Source organism: Streptomyces sp. TAA486, from assembly GCF_000426165.1.
On the sequence record NZ_AUEV01000001.1, the window covers coordinates 454,811 to 474,410 of the forward strand.

At 72.2% G+C, this 19,600-nt stretch carries 15 protein-coding genes; 10 read left to right on the forward strand and 5 right to left on the reverse strand.

The window, feature by feature from the left end; genetic code table 11:
* The first annotated feature begins 185 nt into the window (after window positions 1-185).
* Complete coding sequence (locus I004_RS0102120) at window positions 186-917, forward strand: ferritin-like fold-containing protein (RefSeq protein ID WP_028434138.1); 732 nt, start codon at window positions 186-188, stop codon at window positions 915-917.
* Between the two features lie 160 nt (window positions 918-1,077).
* On the opposite strand, the gene I004_RS0102125 is transcribed toward I004_RS0102120, so the two are convergent.
* The 4 genes from I004_RS0102125 to I004_RS0102140 all read right to left on the reverse strand — a co-directional run bounded on the left by I004_RS0102125 (window position 1,078) and on the right by I004_RS0102140 (window position 2,913).
* Complete coding sequence (locus I004_RS0102125; protein ID WP_028434139.1) at window positions 1,078-1,368, reverse strand: hypothetical protein; 291 nt, start codon at window positions 1,366-1,368, stop codon at window positions 1,078-1,080.
* Between the two features lie 149 nt (window positions 1,369-1,517).
* Complete coding sequence (locus I004_RS0102130) at window positions 1,518-1,748, reverse strand: DUF3107 domain-containing protein (protein WP_028434140.1); 231 nt, start codon at window positions 1,746-1,748, stop codon at window positions 1,518-1,520.
* 190 nt (window positions 1,749-1,938) lie between these two features.
* Complete coding sequence (locus I004_RS0102135) at window positions 1,939-2,562, reverse strand: TetR/AcrR family transcriptional regulator (protein ID WP_028434141.1); 624 nt, start codon at window positions 2,560-2,562, stop codon at window positions 1,939-1,941.
* Between the two features lie 120 nt (window positions 2,563-2,682).
* A complete protein-coding gene (locus tag I004_RS0102140) occupies window positions 2,683-2,913 on the reverse strand; it encodes a hypothetical protein (RefSeq protein WP_028434142.1) in 231 nt (76 codons plus the stop codon).
* 114 nt (window positions 2,914-3,027) lie between these two features.
* On the opposite strand from I004_RS0102140, the gene I004_RS31640 reads away from it, so the two are divergent.
* The 7 genes from I004_RS31640 to moeZ all read left to right on the forward strand — a co-directional run bounded on the left by I004_RS31640 (window position 3,028) and on the right by moeZ (window position 12,270).
* On the forward strand, window positions 3,028-4,059 hold the full coding sequence (locus I004_RS31640; RefSeq protein WP_051344595.1) for an alpha/beta fold hydrolase: 1,032 nt from the start codon (window positions 3,028-3,030) through the stop codon (window positions 4,057-4,059).
* Window positions 4,059-5,612 carry a DUF3152 domain-containing protein gene (locus I004_RS0102150; RefSeq protein WP_486579674.1) on the forward strand — a complete coding sequence of 518 codons (1,554 nt, stop codon included), beginning with the start codon at window positions 4,059-4,061 and terminating at the stop codon, window positions 5,610-5,612. The genes I004_RS31640 and I004_RS0102150 overlap by 1 nt, the downstream gene beginning before the upstream one ends.
* 307 nt (window positions 5,613-5,919) lie before the next feature.
* Window positions 5,920-7,893, forward strand: coding sequence for a DUF3492 domain-containing protein (locus I004_RS0102155; protein ID WP_028434144.1), 1,974 nt, complete (start codon window positions 5,920-5,922; stop codon window positions 7,891-7,893).
* On the forward strand, window positions 7,890-9,143 hold the full coding sequence (locus I004_RS31645; protein ID WP_051344596.1) for a hypothetical protein: 1,254 nt from the start codon (window positions 7,890-7,892) through the stop codon (window positions 9,141-9,143). Before I004_RS0102155 ends, I004_RS31645 begins: the two co-directional genes overlap by 4 nt.
* 139 nt (window positions 9,144-9,282) lie before the next feature.
* Entirely contained in the window at window positions 9,283-10,206 is a 924-nt protein-coding gene (locus I004_RS0102165; protein ID WP_028434145.1) for an SDR family oxidoreductase, read from the forward strand.
* Window positions 10,194-11,030: a spherulation-specific family 4 protein gene (locus I004_RS0102170; RefSeq protein WP_028434146.1), complete on the forward strand. Its 837-nt coding sequence runs from the start codon at window positions 10,194-10,196 to the stop codon at window positions 11,028-11,030. Before I004_RS0102165 ends, I004_RS0102170 begins: the two co-directional genes overlap by 13 nt.
* Window positions 11,031-11,091: 61 nt before the next feature.
* Window positions 11,092-12,270 (forward strand): adenylyltransferase/sulfurtransferase MoeZ, encoded by a 1,179-nt coding sequence (gene moeZ / locus I004_RS0102175; RefSeq protein WP_028434147.1) that lies wholly within the window; start codon window positions 11,092-11,094, stop codon window positions 12,268-12,270.
* 119 nt (window positions 12,271-12,389) lie between these two features.
* Here the strand turns inward: moeZ and I004_RS0102180 are convergent, their stop codons facing one another.
* On the reverse strand, window positions 12,390-15,410 hold the full coding sequence (locus I004_RS0102180; RefSeq protein ID WP_028434148.1) for a lysylphosphatidylglycerol synthetase family protein: 3,021 nt from the start codon (window positions 15,408-15,410) through the stop codon (window positions 12,390-12,392).
* 122 nt (window positions 15,411-15,532) lie between these two features.
* Between I004_RS0102180 and I004_RS0102185 the strand changes: the two genes are divergently transcribed.
* Window positions 15,533-15,898, forward strand: a complete 366-nt coding sequence (locus I004_RS0102185; RefSeq protein ID WP_028434149.1) for an MGMT family protein — start codon at window positions 15,533-15,535, stop codon at window positions 15,896-15,898.
* Window positions 15,899-16,104: 206 nt separating this feature from the next.
* Window positions 16,105-19,539 carry an ATP-dependent DNA helicase gene (locus I004_RS0102190; protein WP_028434150.1) on the forward strand — a complete coding sequence of 1,145 codons (3,435 nt, stop codon included), beginning with the start codon at window positions 16,105-16,107 and terminating at the stop codon, window positions 19,537-19,539.
* The last annotated feature ends 61 nt before the right edge of the window (window positions 19,540-19,600 follow it).

Sequence of the window (19,600 nt, forward strand, 5' to 3'; positions counted from 1 at the left end):
ATCGGGCCTCCGACCGGGCATCCGCAATTGCGTACATGCATCCCGCCGTCTGGCGGGAGCCAATATCACTGTACCCCGGATCCGCGCATGTGTACCGGGGCGATTGTTGTGTACGAGTTCACTGTGGCCTGCGAGGCCGGAACCAGGGGCTTCCGGGCCAGGTGGTGCGGGCTATCGTGCTCAGCATGGAGACCAATGGGAAGAGCCCCGAGACGGTGCACACAGGGATCGCCACCCAGGACTGGGCCGAGGCGTCCGCCGATCCCACGTACCGGGCGGCAGTGGTGGATCTGCTGGGTGCACTTGCCTACGGGGAGCTCTCGGCCTTCGAACGTCTCGCGGAGGACGCGAAGCTCGCGCCCACGCTCGCCGACAAGGCACAGCTGGCCTCCATGGCGTCCGCCGAGTTCCAGCACTTCGCGCAGCTCCGGGACCGTCTGTCGGTCATCGACGCCGAGCCGACCGAGGCCATGCAGCCCTTCGCCGCGGCACTGGACGAATTCCACCGGCAGACCGCCCCGTCCGACTGGCTCGAGGGCCTGATCAAGGCGTACGTCGGCGACTCGATCGCTGCCGACTTCTACCGAGAGGTGGCCACGCGCCTCGACTCCGACACCCGTGCCCTGGTGCTGGGTGTGCTCGACGACAGCGGGCATTCGAGCTTCGCCGTGGAGAAGGTGCGGGGCGCCATCGAGGCGGACCCGCGGGTCGGCGGACGCCTGGCGCTGTGGGCGCGGCGGCTGATGGGGGAGGCCCTCTCGCAGGCGCAGCGCGTGGTCGCGGACCGCGACGCGCTCTCGACGATGCTGGTGGGCGGCCTGGCGGACGGATTCGACCTGGCCGAGGTCGGCCGGATGTTCTCGCGGATCACCGAGGCGCACACGAAGCGCATGGCGGCGCTGGGGCTGGCGGCCTGAGCGGGGCGCCGGCGCGGCGTACGAGGGGGAGTGACCGTCGTCAGTGGCGTTCTGCGGCCGGTCCGCGACGCCCGAAAGAGCGACGGGGACGGACAGGCGGCGCTTGACCGGGCATGAGCTGTGCTCGGGACGCTCCCCGGCCGGCTCGGCCCGCGCGCACCTATACGTGCGGAGGGCTCGGGACCTCGGCGCCCAGCCGCTGCGTCGGGCGGACGCCCTCGACGAGAAGCAGTGAGAGGATCGCCACACTCACGAGCGCCGCGACCGTCAACGTCACCAGCGAATGACCTCCGCCGAGAACGATGTGACAGATCAGCCCGCCCAGCAGCGCGGCTGCGGGCCCGGTGGCGAGCACGAGTGAACGGTTGGGGAGTCGCTCGGGCAGCTGCCGGGTGGCGGCGCAGGCGATGGCCAGTCCCACGGCCATGGCGCCGAGTGCCTCCCAGATCATGGGACCTCCTCGGGGTGGACGGCGGCCGGTCCGGCCACCGTGCAGTTCGAGTCGCTCCCGTACTCCCCTTGTGGCAGGCACGCGAAACGGCGGCTCCCCGAAAGATTCGGGAAGCCGCCGTAATGCCCGACGTATGAGTGCCCGAGCACTCAGATCGTGCCGAACCCCACCTTGCGGCCGGTGTGTTCACCGATCTCGACATAGGCGACGCGGTTCGCCGGAACCAGGATCTTGCGACCGTGCTCGTCCGCCAGGTTGAGCATGTTCGAGCCGCTGTCGGCCAGTGCGGCCGACACCGCGCTCTCGATTTCTTCGGGAGTCTGCTTGCTCTCGAAGACGATCTCGCGGGGCGCGTGCTGCACGCCGATCTTGACCTCCACGGCTATGTCCCTCCGAACGGGCAGTTGAATACGCGGTCAGCCGCGCTGTACCGGGCCAACATTAGCCCGAGGGCGGCCGGTCCCGGGGCCCGGCTCCGCACGCCCGGAGCGAACAAGCGGGAGCCCCCGCGGGGTTCCGCGGGGGCTCCTTGCACGCTTGTGTGAGGTCCCCGTCGGAACCTCCGTGAGGTCACTGCATGGGGAAGCCGGCGATGCCCCTCCACGACAGGGACGAGATCAGCTTCGCTGCCGCGTCGCGCGGGATGGGACGGCCCGAGCCGAGCCAGTAGCGCGCGGTGATCTGCGCCATTCCGCACAGCCCCACCGCGAGCAGCATCGACTGGTCCCGCGAGAGCTTGGTGTCCTCGGCGATGACCTGGCTGACGGCTTCGGCGCACTCCAGGCTCACCCTGTCGACGCGGTCGCGGACGGCGGGCTCGTTGGTGAGGTCGGACTCGAAGACGAGCCGGAACGCTCCCCCCTCGTCCTCGACGTACGCGAAGTAGGCGTCCATCGTCGCCGCGACGCGTTGCTTGTTGTCGGTCGTGGAGGCGAGGGCGGCCCGTACGGCCTCCAGGAGCGACTCGCAGTGCTGGTCCAGCAGCGCAAGGTAGAGGTCGAGCTTGCCCGGGAAGTGCTGGTACAGCACCGGCTTGCTGACCCCCGCCCGGTCGGCGATGTCGTCCATTGCTGCCGCGTGGTAACCCTGCGCGACGAAGACCTCCTGTGCTGCTCCCAGCAGTTGGTTGCGTCGGGCCCGGCGCGGCAGGCGCGTGCCACGTGGGCGCGCCTCGGTCTGCTCGATGGCTGTCACGCCGCCTCCCTGATCGGTCTCTGTGCGCGGTATGCGCTGCGCCCGCCATCGTACTTTTCAGTAACCGGACTGTGACTGCCGCGGGCCGAATATTTCATTTCGGCACCGACAGCGGGTGCGTCATCGGTACTCATCCTCGTTCACTTCCACCACGCGTGCCTGCTCGGCGGCGTCGGCGGGGTCGACCTCGATGTCCTCGCGGCCGGTGATGGGCTGGTCCCGCTGACGGAGCAGATCGGCGTGCTGTTCGGCGGTGTCCTCCGGTGGAGCTTCGATCCCGGTTGCTGCCTCGTCCGGCTCCTCCTCGTAGGTGTCCTCGAAGTTGTCCGGGTCGGTCGGGTCAACAGACATGCTCGCTCCCCTTTCCACGAAGGACGCCTCCTATTCGAGGCTACGTCCTGGCCGCAGTGCTCATGTGACGACGAACACCGGTGAACCCGTGTGATCGTCTCGTAATATTGCGCCATGTCATCGACCGAGCAGCCCGGCCTGCGGGGCGCACCCGAGCCGGCGCAGACGGTGCCGCCGGCCGGTGATCCGCCGGTCCATGACGGCGAAACCGTACGGTCCGTGTCCCTCACCGGCCTGACTCTGAACGTCAGATCCCGGCCCCCGTCGCGCGCAGGCCTGCCGCCCGCCGTGCATGTGCACGGGCTCGGCGGATCCTCGCTCAACTGGTCCGCGCTGATGCTGGAGCTCGTGGGCGATGTCGACAGCGAGGCCGTCGATCTTCCGGGCTTCGGCCTCTCCCCGCCGCCCGACGACGGCAACTATTCGCTCTCCGGACATACACGTGCGCTGATCCGCTATCTCGACGCGTGCGGGCGCGGCCCCGTCCACCTCATGGGGAACTCGCTCGGCGGCGCGGTCGCGACGCGCGCGGCGGCGTTGCGCCCCGATCTTGTGCGCACCCTGACACTGATCTCTCCGGCGCTGCCGGAGCTGCCGCCCCAGCGGTCTGCCGTGCCGACGGCCCTCCTGGCGGTCCCCGGCGTCGCCGGTCTTTTTGCAAAGCTCACAAAGGACTGGTCGGCGGAGCAGCGGACCAGGGGAGTGCTGGGGCTGTGCTACGGAGACCCGGGACGCGTCTCACCAGCGGGATTCACAGCGGCGGTCGCAGAACTCGAACGAAGGCTGCGGCTGCCGTACTTCTGGGATTCCCTCGCGCGTTCCGCGCGTGGCCTCGTCGACGCCTACACTCTGGGCGGTCAGCATTCGTTGTGGCGGCAGGCGGAACGCGTGCTCGCACCGACGCTGCTGGTGTACGGCGGGCGGGACCAGCTCGTGAGTTTCCGGATGGCGCGACGCGCCGCTGCGGCGTTCCGCGACAACAGGATGCTGGCTTTGCCCGAGGCTGGGCACGTGGCGATGATGGAGTACCCGGAGATCGTCGCGTGTGCGATTCGTGAACTGCTCAGTGATACAGCACGGTTGACGGCTCATGCCGAGGCGGGCAACCCTTCGCCGCTGAGGCCCGTACCCCCGAAAGGTGACTAGTGGGACGCCATAGCCGCAAGGGGCGCGCAAAGGCCGGTCATCCGCCCGAGCAGGCGGTGCCGCACGGCGACGCGCCGCCTGCGTACGGCAAGGCGGACCCACCGGCCGGGGCCTCCGGTTTCCGGAACTCCTACGGGCCGCCCGATCCGCGCGCGGCGTCACCGGGCGATTCCTCCTCCTCCTGGGCGAGCGAGGAGCACCCGCGCAGGTACGGCAACGGACGGAACGTGCGCGGCGGTCATCCCGAGCACCGCGAGCCGGGTGGCGGCTGGGGCGCCGACGGCGCGGGCCGCGGTCCCGAAGGGGGCGACGCGGTCGGCCGGGTGCTTCAGGGCATGCCCGGTTCGTCGGCAGGCATGGGACGCCCGTCCGGCCCGCGGCAGGACTACGTCGACGCGTTCGACGACGACGTCTTCGGCAAGGGTGCCACCGGTGCGACGAGAGCCGTACGGGCTCCCGCCCCACGTCATCCCGGCAACAACGGCAACGGCAACGGCAACGGCAGCGGGCGGCCCGGCGGCAGCGGCCGTACCGGGCCGCTCCCCGTGCGGAGCCCCGGAGGCCCCAGGCCCGGAACTCCGGGACCGTGGAACGGCTACGAGGGCCCACCGGTCTTCCCGCAGGGCCGGCCGACCGGGGCGGAGCCGTGGCAGGACCCGCGCGAGACCACTGCCGACGGCCTGCCTCGTGCCACCCCCTTCGTGCCCGCGCAGGTGCCGCGCACGGAGAAGGGCGGCAGGAAGGGACGGTTGCTGCTGACGGGCGCGCTCGCCGTCGCCGTGACGACGGTGCTCGCGTTCGTTGTCGCCGGTCAGATCGCCGGGAGCAGTCAGTCCGGAGACGAGAAGGCGGAGGACGCCGGCGCCGAACGCGGTCTGTCCTCGGCGGACGGTCCCGCCTCCCGCTCGGGCAAGGGCAGGGGTGCCCAGGACGACGCTCAGGGCGCGGCGCCGACGTACACGCAGAAGCTGGGCAAGACCTACCAACTGGACTCCGGGTTCAAGGGCAAGGGCAAGTTCGACGCGGTCGTGGGCAAGGCCGAGGGCGTCGGCGGCAGCGAGGTCGTGCGCTACCGCGTGGACGTCGAGAAGGGCCTCCCGCTGGACGACGGGCTCTTCGCGGATGCCGTGCACAAGACGCTCAACGACAAGCGCAGCTGGGCGCACGGCGGGGAGCGCAGCTTCGAACGGGTCTCGAAGGGGAACGTCGACTTCGTCATCACGCTGGCCAGTTCGCCGACCACGGACGAGTGGTGTGCGAAGTCCGGCCTGGACACGAGTGAGCAGAACGTCTCCTGCGACTCGGCCTCCACGGATCGCGTCATGATCAATGCCTACCGGTGGGCGCAGGGTTCGAAGACCTTCGGGGACGACCGGATGCTCGCCTACCGGCAGATGCTCATCAACCACGAGGTCGGGCACCGCTTGGGCCGCGACCACGTCGGCTGCCCCAAGGACGGCGCGCTGGCGCCCGTGATGATGCAGCAGACCAAGTCGCTCACCACGGACGGGGCGAAGTGCCGCCCCAACCCCTGGCCGTACCCGCGCGGATAGCGTCCCCGCGCGCCGCGCCGCGCCGCGCCGCGGACCGTGACGGAACCGTCGGCCCAGTCGTCCGTCTCCGTCTCCGCGCCTGTGTGCGCGATGTCGGAGCGGTGGTGCCGTGCCATGAGTCCACATTGGACACCTAGCGCACCAGAACGCCCGACTGGGCGGTAAGTCACCGTCATTCACCCCTTTTGGTGGCGCGACGGACAACCGTCCACCGTGTGCGAACGACGCGCATAGCGTCTTCCGCGTCACGCCATCGGCCCCTTCGGGCGGTGGCCCACTCGGAGAACCGGTCGGGGGTGGTGCGTCCGTGCGCATCGCATTGCTTACGGAGGGTGGCTATCCCTACGCGCGTGGTGAGGCGGTCGTCTGGTGCGACCGGCTGCTGCGAGGTCTCGGCGGGCACGAGTTCGAGGTGTACGCGCTCAGCCGCAGCGCCCGGCAGGAGAGCGGGCGCCGGTGTGAACTGCCGGGCAACGTGCGCCGGTTGCACACAGCGGCGCTGTGGGGCGCCGCCGCGGGCAGAGGTTCCGCGGAGGCGCGGGCGGGCTCGTACGGGCGGCGGGAGAGACGGCGCTTCGAGGAGTGCTTCGGCGAGCTGGCCGCCGCCGTGTGCGGCGCCGGGCACGGCGGTGGGGGCGCGGATCCTGGTGCCCCCGCGGGCGAGGAGACTGCGGACGGTCTGCTGGCGGACCGTTTCGCCACGGGCCTCTACGGCCTCGCCGAACTGGCCCGCGACAGCGGCAGCGCGCTCCGCGCCGCGCTCCGCTCCGATCCGGCCGTCCGCATCCTGCAGTCCGCCTGCCGCGCGCCGGGAACGCTCCGCGCCGTGCACTCCGCGCGGGTCAGGGATCTGCTGGCGGTCTCGGAGAGGCTGGAGCGCGCACTGCGCCCGCTCTCCCTCGACTGGTACGGGGACGGCCAGGAGGGCGAGGCGGACGAACGCGGCCGGGGCCTCGCGGGCGTCGACGTCTGCCACGCGGTCGGGGGCGGTCCTGCGGCCCTGCCGGGCCTCCTGGCGAAGCGATTCTTCGGAACGCCTCTGCTGATCACCGAGTACGGCGTGCGGGTTCGCGAGCACTATCTCGCCAGTGCCGCCGACGCAGTCGCGCCGGCCGCCGCCGGAGCAGCCGTGCGAGCGCTTCTCGGCTCGTTCCAGAGGCAGTTGGCGCGCGAGGCGTACACACAGGCGCAGCTGATCACGCCGGGGAACGTCCACGCCCGCCGCTGGCAGGAGCGCTGCGGCGCGCCCCGCGGGAAGCTGCGCACGGTCTACCCGGGCATGGATGCCGCGCCTTTCGCCGAACTCGGCGAGGAGGCGGGCAGACCGCGCACCGAGACGACCCCGGCCCGGAAGGCGGGAGTCGGGGCGGCAGAGCGCGCCTCCGGAGCCCGGGCACGGCGGGCCCGGGACAGCGCCACGCTCGTGTGGGCCGGACGCATCGAGCCGTCCAAGGACCTGATCGGCCTGCTCCATGCTTTCGCCGACGTGCGGCGGGCCGTCCCCGGAGCACGGCTGCGCATGGTCACCACCGCGCCCGCGCGCGGCCACGAGGCACGCGAGTACGAGTCGAGTTGCCGGGCGCTGGCCGCGCAGCTCTTCCCGGACGAGGCGGCCGACTCCGTCGCCGTCGGCGAGAACCCCGTTTCCTTCGAGGAGTTGGGCACCCCCTCCGTGCCGACACCCGCCGACGCGTACGGCGCCGGATGCGTCGTGGTGCTCTCCAGCTCCGTCGAGGGCTTCCCCGTCCCGCTGGTCGAGGCCATGTTCAGCGGACGTGCCACGGTCTCGACGGACGTGGGTGCCGTCTGCGAGGTCATCGGCGGCACGGGTCTCGTCGTACCGTCGCGCAACCCGCGTGCACTGGCGGACAGTTGCATCGCCCTGCTGCGTGATCCGGAGCGGCGGGAACGGCTGGGAGCCGCCGCCCGCGCGCGCGCCCTCGAACTCTTCACGGTCGAGCAGAACGTAGCGGCGTTCCGCGCCATCTACCTGGAGCTGATGTCCCGCTGGCCCGTCGGCGCCGGGAATGCCGTGGGTGCGGACGCCGCCGGCGAGGCCGAGGAGCCGCTGCCCTTCTCGCGGCCCCCCGAGTCGCATGTGCCGGGCCGTTGGGCTGCGGGCACGGCCGGAACGGGCGGCAGCTCCGCGGGGCGGCCCGTGCCGGGCGTCCGTACGCCGGTGGCCCTCGTACCGCTCATGCTCTCCGCGGCGTCGGGCGGTCCGGCGCTTCTCTCCGCGGCACATGCGGGGCCTGAAAACCGGACGGGTGAGAGCAGATGAGCGCCCACGGATCCACATCCGGCACCGCGGCCGATGCGTTCGCCGGCACCGCCGCGCCGCCCGTCCCGGCGGCCCAGCCGTATGAGCCCCGCACGCCGGAGGCGGCGGACGCGTGGGACACCCGCTCCAGGGCGCTGCTCGAAGGGGGCGGGCACCGGTCGGGAGGCGGCACCGGAACCCGTCCCACCGCGGCGGTGCCGGGGCAGAGAACCGCGACGCATCTGGCCCATCCCGCCGATCCGGTACGGGAGTTGATGCACCGGCACCGGGAGCTGTGCGAACAGGCCGTCGACCCGCTGGAGATCGCCGCCGCGCTGGAGGCGCACGGCGTCACCGACCGGGTGGCAGCGCGCTTCCGGCACCGGGACGTCTTCTCCCTCGCCGAGGAGCTGTTCGCGCGGGTTCCCCGTGCCGAGGGCGGGGTCTGCGAGGTGACAACTCCGGCTCCGCCGGGAGGAGTCGGTCCGGCCGCCGGACCGGTCCTCGCCGTGCCGCGTGTGCTGCTTCCGCTGCTGGTGGTCCTTCCGGGCGTGCTCGCGGCCGCGGCCGTCGCCGCCGTGGCGTCGGCCGGTGACGGTTCCGGCCGGGGTCCCGGAGCGGGACGCGCAGGCTTCGCCGTCGCCCTCGGACTCGCGTGCGCGCTCGGGCCCGCCGCGTGGTGCGCCCGCTGGTTCGCCGTGCGGGTGCGTCGCAGGCTCGAACGCAGCCGCAGCCTGGACGAGTTCGCGGCCGGAGTGTGGCCCCTGCTGACGGCGGCCACGGCGCTGTTCACGGGTGCGCTGACCGGCGCTCAGCTCGCCGTGCGGGAGATTGCGGCGATGGCCGGCGTACGGATCGGCGGACCCGGCGGCCGGGATGCCGCACTGCTGCCGTCCGAGCTGATCCCGGCCGTCACCGCGCTGGGAGTCCTGCTCTTCGCAGCGCTGTTGCTCGCGGCGCACGGATTCCGCGGGACCGCCTCCGCCGGCCTCGTCGCCGCTTGTGCGCTCCAGGCGGCCGCGGCCTCGGTCATGGCGACCGCACCCCCGTCGGCGGGCGGGACCGGTCTGCCCGCCGCTGTCGCCTGCGGATGCACGGCGCTGGTCCTGCTGGCCTGCGCGTACCGCCTGCTCAGCCGCGCCTCCGCACACCGTCCCCAGGACGCCCCGGCGAAGGCCGAGCCGCCGGGCGCGGACGGAGTCCCAGGGAGCCGCGAGCGCTGCGAATGCGAACGCGACCGCTGCGAGAACCCGGACGGCGCGGAGATCTGATCGCCGCCGCTGTCCCCCCGCACACACCCCTGCGTACGAAGCCCGCCGAGGGCTCCGTGCGCGACCCGGAGAACGACAAGGAGCAACACCAGATGAACACTGCACGGCCGTACCCCATGTCCGAACAGGGGGTTACGCGATGAGAGTGCTCCTGCTGGGCGCCGGCGGCTACCTCGGCCGCTTCGTCGCCGACCGGCTGCTGGCGGACCCCGCCGTGCAGCTGACGGCCCTCGGGCGCAACGACGACGCGGACGTCCGCTTCGACCTGTCCACGGGAAGCCCGGGCGCACTGACCCGCTTCCTGGACGCGGTGCACCCCGGCGTCGTCATCAACTGCGCGGGCGCGACCCGCGGCGGTGCCCGGGACCTGACCCGGCACAACACCGTCTCCACCGCCACCGTCTGCGAGTCGCTGCGGCGCAGCAGCTGCGACGCGCGCCTGGTGCACATCGGCTGCGCCGCCGAGTACGGGCCGTCCACCGCGGGCTCGTCCATCGGGGAGGCGGCGGTGCCGCGTCCTGGCGGACCGTACGGCGTGAGCAAGCTGGCCGCGACCGAGTTGGTGCTCGCATCGGGGCTGGACGCAGTGGTGCTGCGCGTCTTCTCGCCCGCGGGGCCCAGCACTCCGGCCGGTTCCCCGCTGGGGCGGCTGGCGGAAGGCATGCGGCGGGCGATGCAGCAGGGCGACAGCGAGCTGAAGCTCGGCGGGCTGAGCGTGCAGCGGGACTTCGTCGACGTGCGCGACGTGGCACGAGCGGTGCACGCCGCGTCGCTCTCGGCGGCGCAGGGCGTCATCAACATCGGGACGGGCAGGGCAGTGAGGCTGCGCGAGGCCGCGGGCGTGCTCGCGCGGGTGGCCGGTTTCGGGGGGTCGCTGCACGAGCTGGAGCCCAGCGGCGCGCAGGCGACGCCCTCAGCTCCGTCCACGTCCTACCCGGACGGCTGCGGCAGCTGGCAGCAGGCGGACGTGCGGACAGCGCGGGACCGTCTCGGGTGGCGTCCCCGCATCGGCCTTGAGGAGTCGCTGGCCGACATCTGGATGGAGGCGGCATGCCGCATCTGATGACTCCCGGCGGAGCGGTGCGCGCCCCGGCCGGGCCGACAGGCCGCACCGGATTCGGCGTACCGGGCTGGGCACACCCGATGCTCGCGCCCGTCGAGTGGGCGGCGCTGTCCCGGCCGGGGTTGCCGTTGCACTGGGCGGTGCTCGACGTGGCGGGCGGGCCCGGAGCGAGGCCCGACCCGTACTGCCTGGCGGCGGCGGCCAGGCTGCGCGAGTCCGGCGTGACCGTACTCGGCCATCTCGCCATGCGGGACGGGACACGGTCGTTCGGTGAACTGGTCGCCGACGCGCACCGCTTCCTCGACTGGTACGGCGTGGACGGCTTCTACCTCGCGGACTGCACCGCGGAGCGTGCCCAACTGGCTGAGACGGCGCGGACGGTGACGACTCTGCGCGCACTGTGCGCACAGCAGCGCCGCTACCAGGACAGGCACGCCCTGGGCTCCCACGCCGGTGCGGGGGATGCGCACGCGCCGGGCGCCCGTCCGCGAGCGGAACTGGTCTTCGGGCACGGCACGCATCCGCATCCCGGATACGCGGAGCTGGCCGACCAGTTGGTGACCTTCTCCGGCTGCTGGACGGACTACCGGTGGTCGCAGACCCCCGAGTGGACCGCGGACCATCCGCCGGAGCGCTTCTGCCACCTCGTGCACGGCGTTCCGCGGATGCACATCGACGAGGCTCTGCGCGTCGCACGCTGGCAGGGGGCGGGCACCGTGTGGTTCACCGACAGGACGGACCGGCGGGGCCAGAACCCCTGGGAGGCGCTGCCCGGCTACTGGGACGAGCTCGTCTCGCGTCTCGGACCGGGTGTCTCGGAATGAGACCGTGCGTGGCAGTGTTACGGGAGAACAACCGTACGTTCCACCGACCAACGGAGTCCCCGTGTCGCTGCCACCCCTGGTCGAGCCGGCTGCCGAGCTCACCGTTGACGAGGTCCGCAGGTACTCGCGTCACCTGATCATCCCCGACGTCGGGATGGACGGGCAGAAGCGGCTGAAGAACGCCAAGGTGCTCTGCGTCGGTGCGGGCGGCCTCGGGTCGCCCGCCCTGATGTACCTGGCCGCCGCGGGCGTGGGCACCCTGGGCATCGTGGAGTTCGACGAGGTCGACGAATCGAACCTGCAGCGCCAGATCATCCACAGTCAGTCGGACATCGGGCGTTCCAAGGCCGAGTCCGCCAAGGACACGGTGCTGGGGATCAACCCCCACACCACCGTCCAGATCCACGAGGAGCGTCTCGACTCCTCGAACGTGATGGACATCTTCGCCCCGTACGACCTGATCCTCGACGGGACGGACAACTTCGCCACCCGCTACCTGGTCAACGACGCCTGCGTGCTTCTCGGCAAGCCGTACGTGTGGGGTTCCATCTACCGCTTCGACGGTCAGGCGTCCGTCTTCTGGAGCGAGCACGGCCCCTGCTACCGCTGCCTGTACCCGGAGCCCCCGCCGCCCGGAATGGTGCCGAGCTGCGCCGAGGGCGGCGTGCTGGGCGTGCTGTGCGCCTCGGTCGGCTCGATCCAGGTGAACGAGGCGATCAAGGTGATCGCGGGCATCGGTGAGCCGCTGCTCGGCCGCCTGATGATCTACGACGCCCTGGAGATGAGCTACCGGCAGGTCAAGGTCCGCAAGGACCCGGACTGCGCCGTCTGCGGTCCGAACGCGACCGTCACGGAGCTCATCGACTACGAGGCGTTCTGCGGCGTCGTCTCCGACGAGGCGCAGGAGGCCGCTGCCGGGTCGACGATCACGCCCAAGCAGCTCAAGGAGTGGATGGACGACGGCGAGTCCATCGACGTCATCGACGTGCGCGAGCCGAACGAGTACGAGATCGTCTCGATCCCCGGCGCGAGGCTCGTCCCGAAGAACGACTTCCTGATGGGGACCGCGCTGCAGGACCTTCCGCAGGACAAGAAGATCGTCCTGCATTGCAAGACGGGTGTCCGGTCCGCGGAAGTCCTCGCCGTGCTCAAGGACGCGGGCTTCTCCGACGCCGTGCACGTCGGCGGTGGCGTCATCGGCTGGGTCAACCAGATCGAGCCGGACAAGCCGGTGTACTGAGCCCGCCCGTACCCGTACGAAACCGCGGTACCGCGGATCCACGGCCGGGGCCCGGACGCGCACGTCGCGTCCGGGCCCCGGCCGTGCGCGCGTCCCCGGCGGCAACGGGCGCAGATGCCTCAGATGGCGCCCTTCCGCGTGAGGTACGAGAACGACAGCCAGCCCGGCCCCACCGGCAGCCACAGCGTCAGCAGCCGGAAGAGGAGCACGGCGGGCGTCGCGATCTCCTTCGGCACGCCGAAGGTGATCAGACCGGCGATGAGCGCCGCCTCGACCGCGCCGAGACCGCCCGGCGTCGGTGCCGCCGACCCCAGTGCGTTGCCGGCGAGGAAGACGACCGCGATGCTCGCGTAGCTCGCCTCGTGGCCGAATGCCCGTACACAGGCGGCCAGGCACATCACGAACAGCAGCGTCATCAGCAGCATCCCGCCGATGCCCGTCACGAGCTTCCGCGGCCGCTGCACCACGTCCAGCATGCGGGGCACGACGCCGGCGAAGAGCGAACGCAGCCTGGTGGAGACGAATCTGCGCAGCGCCGGGATGGCTGTGACGATCAGCACCAGCACGGCGGCCGCCAGCAGCCCGGCGATGACGGTTCTCGACGGCGAGAGTGTCGGTGTGTGCTCGGTACCGGTGAGATAGCCGAAGAAGAGCAGCAGCGTGATGTGGCTGCCCAGACCGAAGAGCTGCGAGGCGCCGACACTCGCCACCGCGAGCCCCGGCCGTACCCCGGACCTCTGCAGGAAGCGTGCGTTCAGCGCGACGCCGCCGACGGCCGGCGGTGCGACCAGCTTCACGAAGGAGCCCGCGACCTGGGCGACGACGGTACGCAGGAAGGAAACCTTCTCCGGTACGAAGCCCAGCAGTGCCATGGCCGCCGCGAAGTAGGTGAACGCGGAGAAGAGCGCGGCGCCGCCCACCCAGGCCCAGTTCGCCTCGCCGACGACCTCTCCGAACTGCACCTGCGTGAGCTGCGAGAGCAGGAAGTACGCGGCCAGCGCACCCGCGATGAAGGTGACCAGGGTGCGGGGCCGGACCCTCTCCAGCCGTGCCGGCTCTATGGGTGCCTGCGGCCTGACCAGCAGCACCTGCTGACGGATCTGCGCCAGCAGGTCCTCTTCGCGCGCTTCCTCGAGCGCGTCGTCGATGGCCCGCTTCTCCGCGTTCTTCTCGGCGCGCAGCGACTTGCGGTCCGACTTCTGTGCGGCGGTGTGGGACGTACCCGCCCCGGCCTCGCCCTTGGTCTCCTTGCCGGCGTGTGAGGCGCCGATGACGGCCTCGCGTTCACGCTGCGCACGCTCCTTGGCGAGCCTGCGCAGCGTCGTGCGCGTACGGCGGCTGAGCGCGATCGGCTGGAGCATCGGCAGGCTGTCGGCCACGGAGTCGGGCCCCAGGACGTCGACCGCGGCAGCGACGGCGCGCTCCGCTCCGACGCGCAGCCCGAACGTCGTCATCATCTGGGCGATGTCCATGCGCAGCACGACGTCGCCGGCCGCGATCTCCCCGCCCCGCATGTCCTTCAGATAGACCGTTCCGGAGCTGTCCACGAGCAGCGCGTCCCCGACCAGACGCCGGTGCGTGATGCGCCGCGACTGGAGGGCCTCGACCTGCCGCCAGGCCGCCCGCATGAGGTTGTCGGTGATCTCCCTGTCCTGGAGGGAGTCGAGGGTGCGGGCGTCGATGTGCTCGTACACGAGCATCACCGCGTCCGGGCCCAGCTCGGAGGTGGCGATGAGGCGCGGGGCGTTGGCTCCGGCGGCGATCACGGCGTACGCGAGCAGCGCCTCCTGTTCGAGGGCCTGGCGCAGGGACTGGAGGCTGCGGTTCTGGATGATGCCCCGCAGCGTCAGGCGCCGCCACACCCGGTAGAAGAAGCCGTGCGCCTGCTGTTCGCGGTCGACGACGGTCACGTCGATCGGCGGGCCGTTCTCCAGCGTGACGAGGTACCGGCGGCCGTGGTCGCCCGACTCGGTGCCGAACGACTCGGCGTCCTCGACGCGCTTGGCGCTGACCGGGTTGAAGCCGACGCGCCGCAGCCCGGCGAGCAGAGTGTGCCCGGTCGGGCGCACGTTCGGGGTGCCGACGGCGTACAGGGTGCCGTACGCGACCGTCCAGCCGATCAGCACGGTGACGAGGATCGAGAACAGCGTCGAGTAGCCGGGGAAGAGGATCGCGAACGCGTTCAGCAGCAGCACCGCCCACAGCAGTACGCGCCAGCGCGGCCTGCGCGCCATGCCCACGGCCGTCATGTAGGCGATGACCGGGGCGAGATAGCTGTGCACGGGGGTGGTGAGGTCGTTGTCGGTGATCTGCTTGGTGAGGGCGTCACGCACGGAGTCCGGCGCCGCCTGGGCGACCCACAGGTCGACGGCCAGCGAGGCGCCGTGAGCCAGCACGGCCGCGAGGACACCGTCGGCGATACGCAGCCCGTCGCGCTTGATGAGCCGCTCGATCGCGAACGCCACGGGGACGAGCAGGATCGCGATGCTCGACGCGAGGCCGGTGATGCTGATGAGCAGCGGCGGTGCCTGCTGCGTGCCCTTGTCGATGTCCTGTTCGAGGCCGGCCGTGGTGCCGTGTGCGAAGTTGGCGATGATCAGGACGATCGTGATCGCCAGCAGGCCGAGCCCCAGCCGGAGCAGGTCGGACGGGCGGTGCGCACGCGCCGAGAGCAGCGGCTCGTCGCTGTCGACGGCGCCGGACGGGCCGGACGTACCGGAGTCACCGGGTCCCCTGGAGCCTCCGGCGCCGGCAGCACCGTCGCCTTCGTCGCGGGCCTCGGCGCTGGCCTCCGTACCTCCGGAGGTTCCCTCCGCGTCCGCCCGCCCGGTGGCCGCAGGTCTCCCGTCGGTCTCACCGGCGGCCTGGGAACGCCCGGGCTCTTCGGACTGCGGGGACTCCCCGGCCTGCCCGGGTTCCTGGGGTGGTCCTGATGCGATGGGAGCTTCCCCCTCGCCCGAACCGTTCGGGCCGTGCCACCGCCTGGCGGTGTGCGGCTCGTGCCTCCCCGCGCTGCCCGCGCTGCCGGCGCGCCCGTCGGTCCGTCCGCGGGCAGCACCGCGAGAGGTGCCGCCCCCACCCGCGGCGGGTCGATCACCTTTCCGCTCGCCGGCTGCCGGCCCGTCCTGATCCCGTATCACTCGTCACCGCCCGCACGATGGTGGCACGACGCGGCACGGAGGCGGCCGCCCAGGGTGGCCTCGTAGGCCGGGAGAGCCCTGCCTCGGAGCGGCTGTCGGTGGCGTACGGCACCATTGCCGGCATGCATGCGAGCGAGCCGGGGCCGCCGGAACCACCCGGACCGCCCGAACTGCCCGAGTACGCGGAGCGGGTTCTCGACACCGCCGAACACATCCCGCCGGGCCGCGTCATGACGTACGGCGACATCGCCGAATGGCTCGAAGAAGGCGGCCCCCGTCAGGTGGGCCGTGTCATGGCGCTGTACGGAGGTGCCGTGCCGTGGTGGCGTGTCGTACGGGCCGACGGCGCGCTGCTGCCCGGCAACGAGCTGCGCGCTCTGGAGCACTACCGGGCGGAGGGCACGCCGCTGCGAGAGGCGGGCCGTTCCACGGACGGGCACCTTCCGCGTATCGACATGCGGCGGGCCAGGTGGAACGGCGAGACGTGACCACGTACTGCGGCTGCTCACAGCTACCACCTTCCGCCATCTCCGCTCCCCGCTCGTACCTGGCCACCCGTACGGAGTACACGAGTGCCGCGCTGCGGCCCGTGTGCCCGCTGGCGTAGCGTCTGCACCAGTCAGCACAGACCCTCCCCGAGGCGATCCACGTGAGCTCCTCCATCCCGTCCGACGCGCACCGGCCGGGCTCCGGCATCGGTCGGGCCCCGGGCCACGGTCCGGTCGCCGGTACGTACCGGCTGGTGCGCACGCGGCCGGAGCCCGAGGACCCTCCTGCTTTGGACGCACAGCAACGCGAAGTGGTTGACCATTCCGGCGGTCCGCTGCTCGTGCTTGCGGGGCCCGGCACGGGGAAGACCACGACGCTCACCGAAGCCGTAGCGCAGAGGGTACGGGCGGGAGGCGATCCCGACCGCATCCTCGTACTCACCTTCAGCCGCAAGGCCGCCGTGGAACTGCGCGACCGGATGGCGACGCGCCTGACGGGGCTCCCGGAACACACCTCCGCCCCGCAGGCGACCACCTTCCACTCGTACTGCTACGCGCTCGTCCGCGCGCACCAGGACGCCGAACTCTTCGCCGAGCCGCTGCGCCTGCTGTCCGGCCCGGAACAGGACCTGTACATCCGTGAACTGCTGGAGGGGCAGCTCGCCCTGGAGTCCGAGGGACGCGGCCGCATCGCCTGGCCCGACGAGCTGCGCGCCTGCCTCACCACGCGCGGCTTCGCCGACGAGGTACGGGCCGTGCTCGCGCGCAGCAGGGAACTCGGCCTCGGCCCCGACGAACTCGGCGACTTCGCACGGCGCACCGGGCGGCCCGACTGGTCCGCCGCGGCGGACTTCCTCGCCGAGTACCTCGACGTGCTGGACGCGCAGGGCGTGCTCGACTACGCGGAACTGGTGCACCGTGCCGTGCTGCTGGCAGAGAGCGCCGGTGTCGCGGACGAGCTGCGCCGGCGCTACGACGCCGTCTACGTCGACGAGTACCAGGACACCGACCCGTCCCAGGTGCGGCTGCTGCGGGCACTGGCCGGCGGCGGCCGCGACCTCGTCGTCTTCGGCGACCCGGACCAGTCGATCTACACCTTCCGCGGTGCCGACGTGAACGGCATCCTCGACTTCCCCGAGGTGTTCCGTCAGCGCTCGGGCGCGCCCGCCCCGGTCCGTGTGCTGCGCGCCGGACGCCGCAGCGGGGGCCGGCTGATGGAGGCCACGCGTGAGATCACCCGTCGCATCCCGTTGACGCGGCTGCCGGCGGAGGCCGTACGGGCGCACCGCGGCCTCGCGGCTCAGCGGCCGGGCGGAAAGGTGGAGACCTTCACGTGCCCGACGGCGGGCGCCGAACTCGACAACATCGCCGACCTGTTGCGCCGAGCGCACCTCGAAGAGGGCGTTCCCTGGGGCGAGATGGCGGTCCTCGTCCGTGCGGGCGGGCGAACGATCCCGGCCGCGCGGCGCGCGCTGACGTCGGCGGGCGTCCCGCTGGATGTGGACGGGGCCGACGTGCCGCTGCGTCATGAACCAGCTGTCGCACCGCTGTTGACGGCGCTGAGATCGGTGGCGCGCGCGGCCGCCCACGTGGACCCGGCTCCCGGCGACGGCGGCACCGCGGGCACCGCCCCGGACGGCGGCGACGGCGGCAGCCCCGCGGCCGGTTGGCTCGACACCGCGACCGCCCTCACCCTTCTCGGCTCGCCGCTCGGCGGCATGGACGCCGCCGACCTGCGGCGGCTCGGCCGTGCCCTGCGCGAGGAGGAGCGCGCGGCGGGGGAGAACGTGCCGCGCCCCTCCGACGTACTGCTGACCGAAGCGCTCGCCGAGCCGGAGCGACTGGTGGCGCACGACCCGGCGTACGCGCGCGGAGCGCAGCGCCTCGGTCTGCTGCTGCGCAAGGCGCGGGAGCTGCTGGCGGGCGGCGGCACCGCCGAAGAGGCGCTGTGGCAGCTGTGGGACGGCACACCCTGGCCGCAGCGTCTGGAGCGTGCGGCCTTCCGAGGCGGAGCCGCCGGACGCAACGCCGACCGCGATCTGGACGCCGTGTGCGCGCTGTTCGACGCGGCAGCCCGCGCCGAGGAACGCACCGGCGGCCGGGGCGCCCTGAACTTCCTCGAGGAGATCGACGCCCAGGACATCGTCGCCGACACGCTCACCCGCCGGGGCGTACGTCCCGATGCGGTGCGGCTGATGACGGCGCACCGCTCGAAGGGCCTGGAGTGGCGTCTCGTCGTCGTGGCGGGTGTGCAGGAGGGCCTCTGGCCCGATCTGCGGCGCCGCGGCTCGCTGCTGGAGTCCGACCGCATCGGCCGTGACGGGCTGGCCGAGCCGTTGTCACCCGGCGCGCTGCTGACGGAGGAGCGCAGGCTGTTCTACGTGGCGGCGACGCGCGCGAAGGAACGGCTGATCGTCACCGCCGTGCGGGCTCCCGCGGACGACGGGGACCAGCCGTCGAGGTTCCTGAGTGAACTCGGCGTCGAGCCGAAGACGGTCAACTCCCGCCCGCGGCGCCCGCTTTCGGTTTCCGCACTCGTCGCGGAGCTGCGTGCCACGACCGTCGACCAGGCGGCCTCGCCTGCGCTGCGGGCAGCCGCCGCCGAACGGCTCGCCCGGCTGGCCGGGCTGTGCGACGAGGAGGGCCACGCGCTCGTCCCGGCGGCGCATCCGCACCGCTGGTGGGGGCTGCACGAGCCGACGCGTTCCGCCACGCCGCTGCGCGACCCGAACCAGCCCGTCACGCTGTCGGGCAGCGCGCTCGACCAGTTGGCCAACTCCTGTGCGCTGCAGTGGTTCCTGGCCCGCGAGGTGAAGGCCGACGCCCCTGCCACGGCAGCACAGGGCTTCGGGAACGTGCTGCACGTGCTCGCCGACGAGGTGGCCTCCGGCGGCACGCCCGCGGACCTCGCCGTCCTGATGGAGCGGCTGGAGACGGTCTGGGACGGTCTCGCGTTCGAGGCACCGTGGAAGTCCCGTCAGGAGAAGCAGAACGCGCGGGCGGCGCTGGAGAGGTTCTTGCGCTGGCACGTGATGCGGAGCGGTGCGGAGGGTCCGGAAGGGACGGCGGCTGCGGCGGACGCGCCCGGCGGCGAGGCCACCGTCATGGGCAGCGAACTCGGCTTCGACGTCACGCTGGAGGCGGGGGAGTACGCGGTGCGCATCCGCGGCAGCGTCGACCGCGTGGAGAGCGACGGTCAGGGGCGCGCGTACGTGGTCGACTTCAAGACCGGGCGCTCCAAGCCGACCGGCAAGGAGGTCGCACGCCATCCACAGCTCGCCGTCTACCAGTTGGCCGTCCGCGAGGGTGCTGCCGACCACCTCTTCGGGGGAGAGCGCCCGGAACCGGGCGGCGCCGAGCTGGTGCACCTGCGGCTGGGGGCGTCCGAACGGGACGGCGGCGACTCGCTGCCGATGGTGCAGCGTCAGGAGGCGCTGAGCGAAAGCTCCCAGGCGGGGGACGGCGACGGAGCGGAGGGCGGCGAGGGCGAAGGGGGCGAGTGGGTGGGCGAGTTGCTCGCCACGGCGGCCGGGCGCGTTCTCGACGAGCGCTTCACGCCCTCGCCCGGGTCGCAGTGCACGCACTGCGCCTTCCGCGGCGCCTGCTCCGCCCGCAGCGAGGGGCGCCAGATCGTCGAGTGACCGACTGCCCTGCGCGCAGCGGTGGTTGACGAGACGTCGACCGGGCGGCCCAACGTGCATT

What these genes read in the sequence shown, in the direction of transcription:
- I004_RS0102120 (WP_028434138.1), top strand. Translation starts at nt 186, where the DNA reads ATGGAGACCAATGGGAAGAGCCCCGAGACGGTGCACACAGGGATCGCC.
- I004_RS0102125 (WP_028434139.1), bottom strand. Translation starts at nt 1,368, where the DNA reads ATGATCTGGGAGGCACTCGGCGCCATGGCCGTGGGACTGGCCATCGCC.
- I004_RS0102140 (WP_028434142.1), bottom strand. Translation starts at nt 2,913, where the DNA reads ATGTCTGTTGACCCGACCGACCCGGACAACTTCGAGGACACCTACGAG.
- I004_RS31640 (WP_051344595.1), top strand. Translation starts at nt 3,028, where the DNA reads ATGTCATCGACCGAGCAGCCCGGCCTGCGGGGCGCACCCGAGCCGGCG.
- I004_RS31645 (WP_051344596.1), top strand. Translation starts at nt 7,890, where the DNA reads ATGAGCGCCCACGGATCCACATCCGGCACCGCGGCCGATGCGTTCGCC.
- I004_RS0102165 (WP_028434145.1), top strand. Translation starts at nt 9,283, where the DNA reads ATGAGAGTGCTCCTGCTGGGCGCCGGCGGCTACCTCGGCCGCTTCGTC.
- I004_RS0102170 (WP_028434146.1), top strand. Translation starts at nt 10,194, where the DNA reads ATGCCGCATCTGATGACTCCCGGCGGAGCGGTGCGCGCCCCGGCCGGG.
- I004_RS0102185 (WP_028434149.1), top strand. Translation starts at nt 15,533, where the DNA reads ATGCATGCGAGCGAGCCGGGGCCGCCGGAACCACCCGGACCGCCCGAA.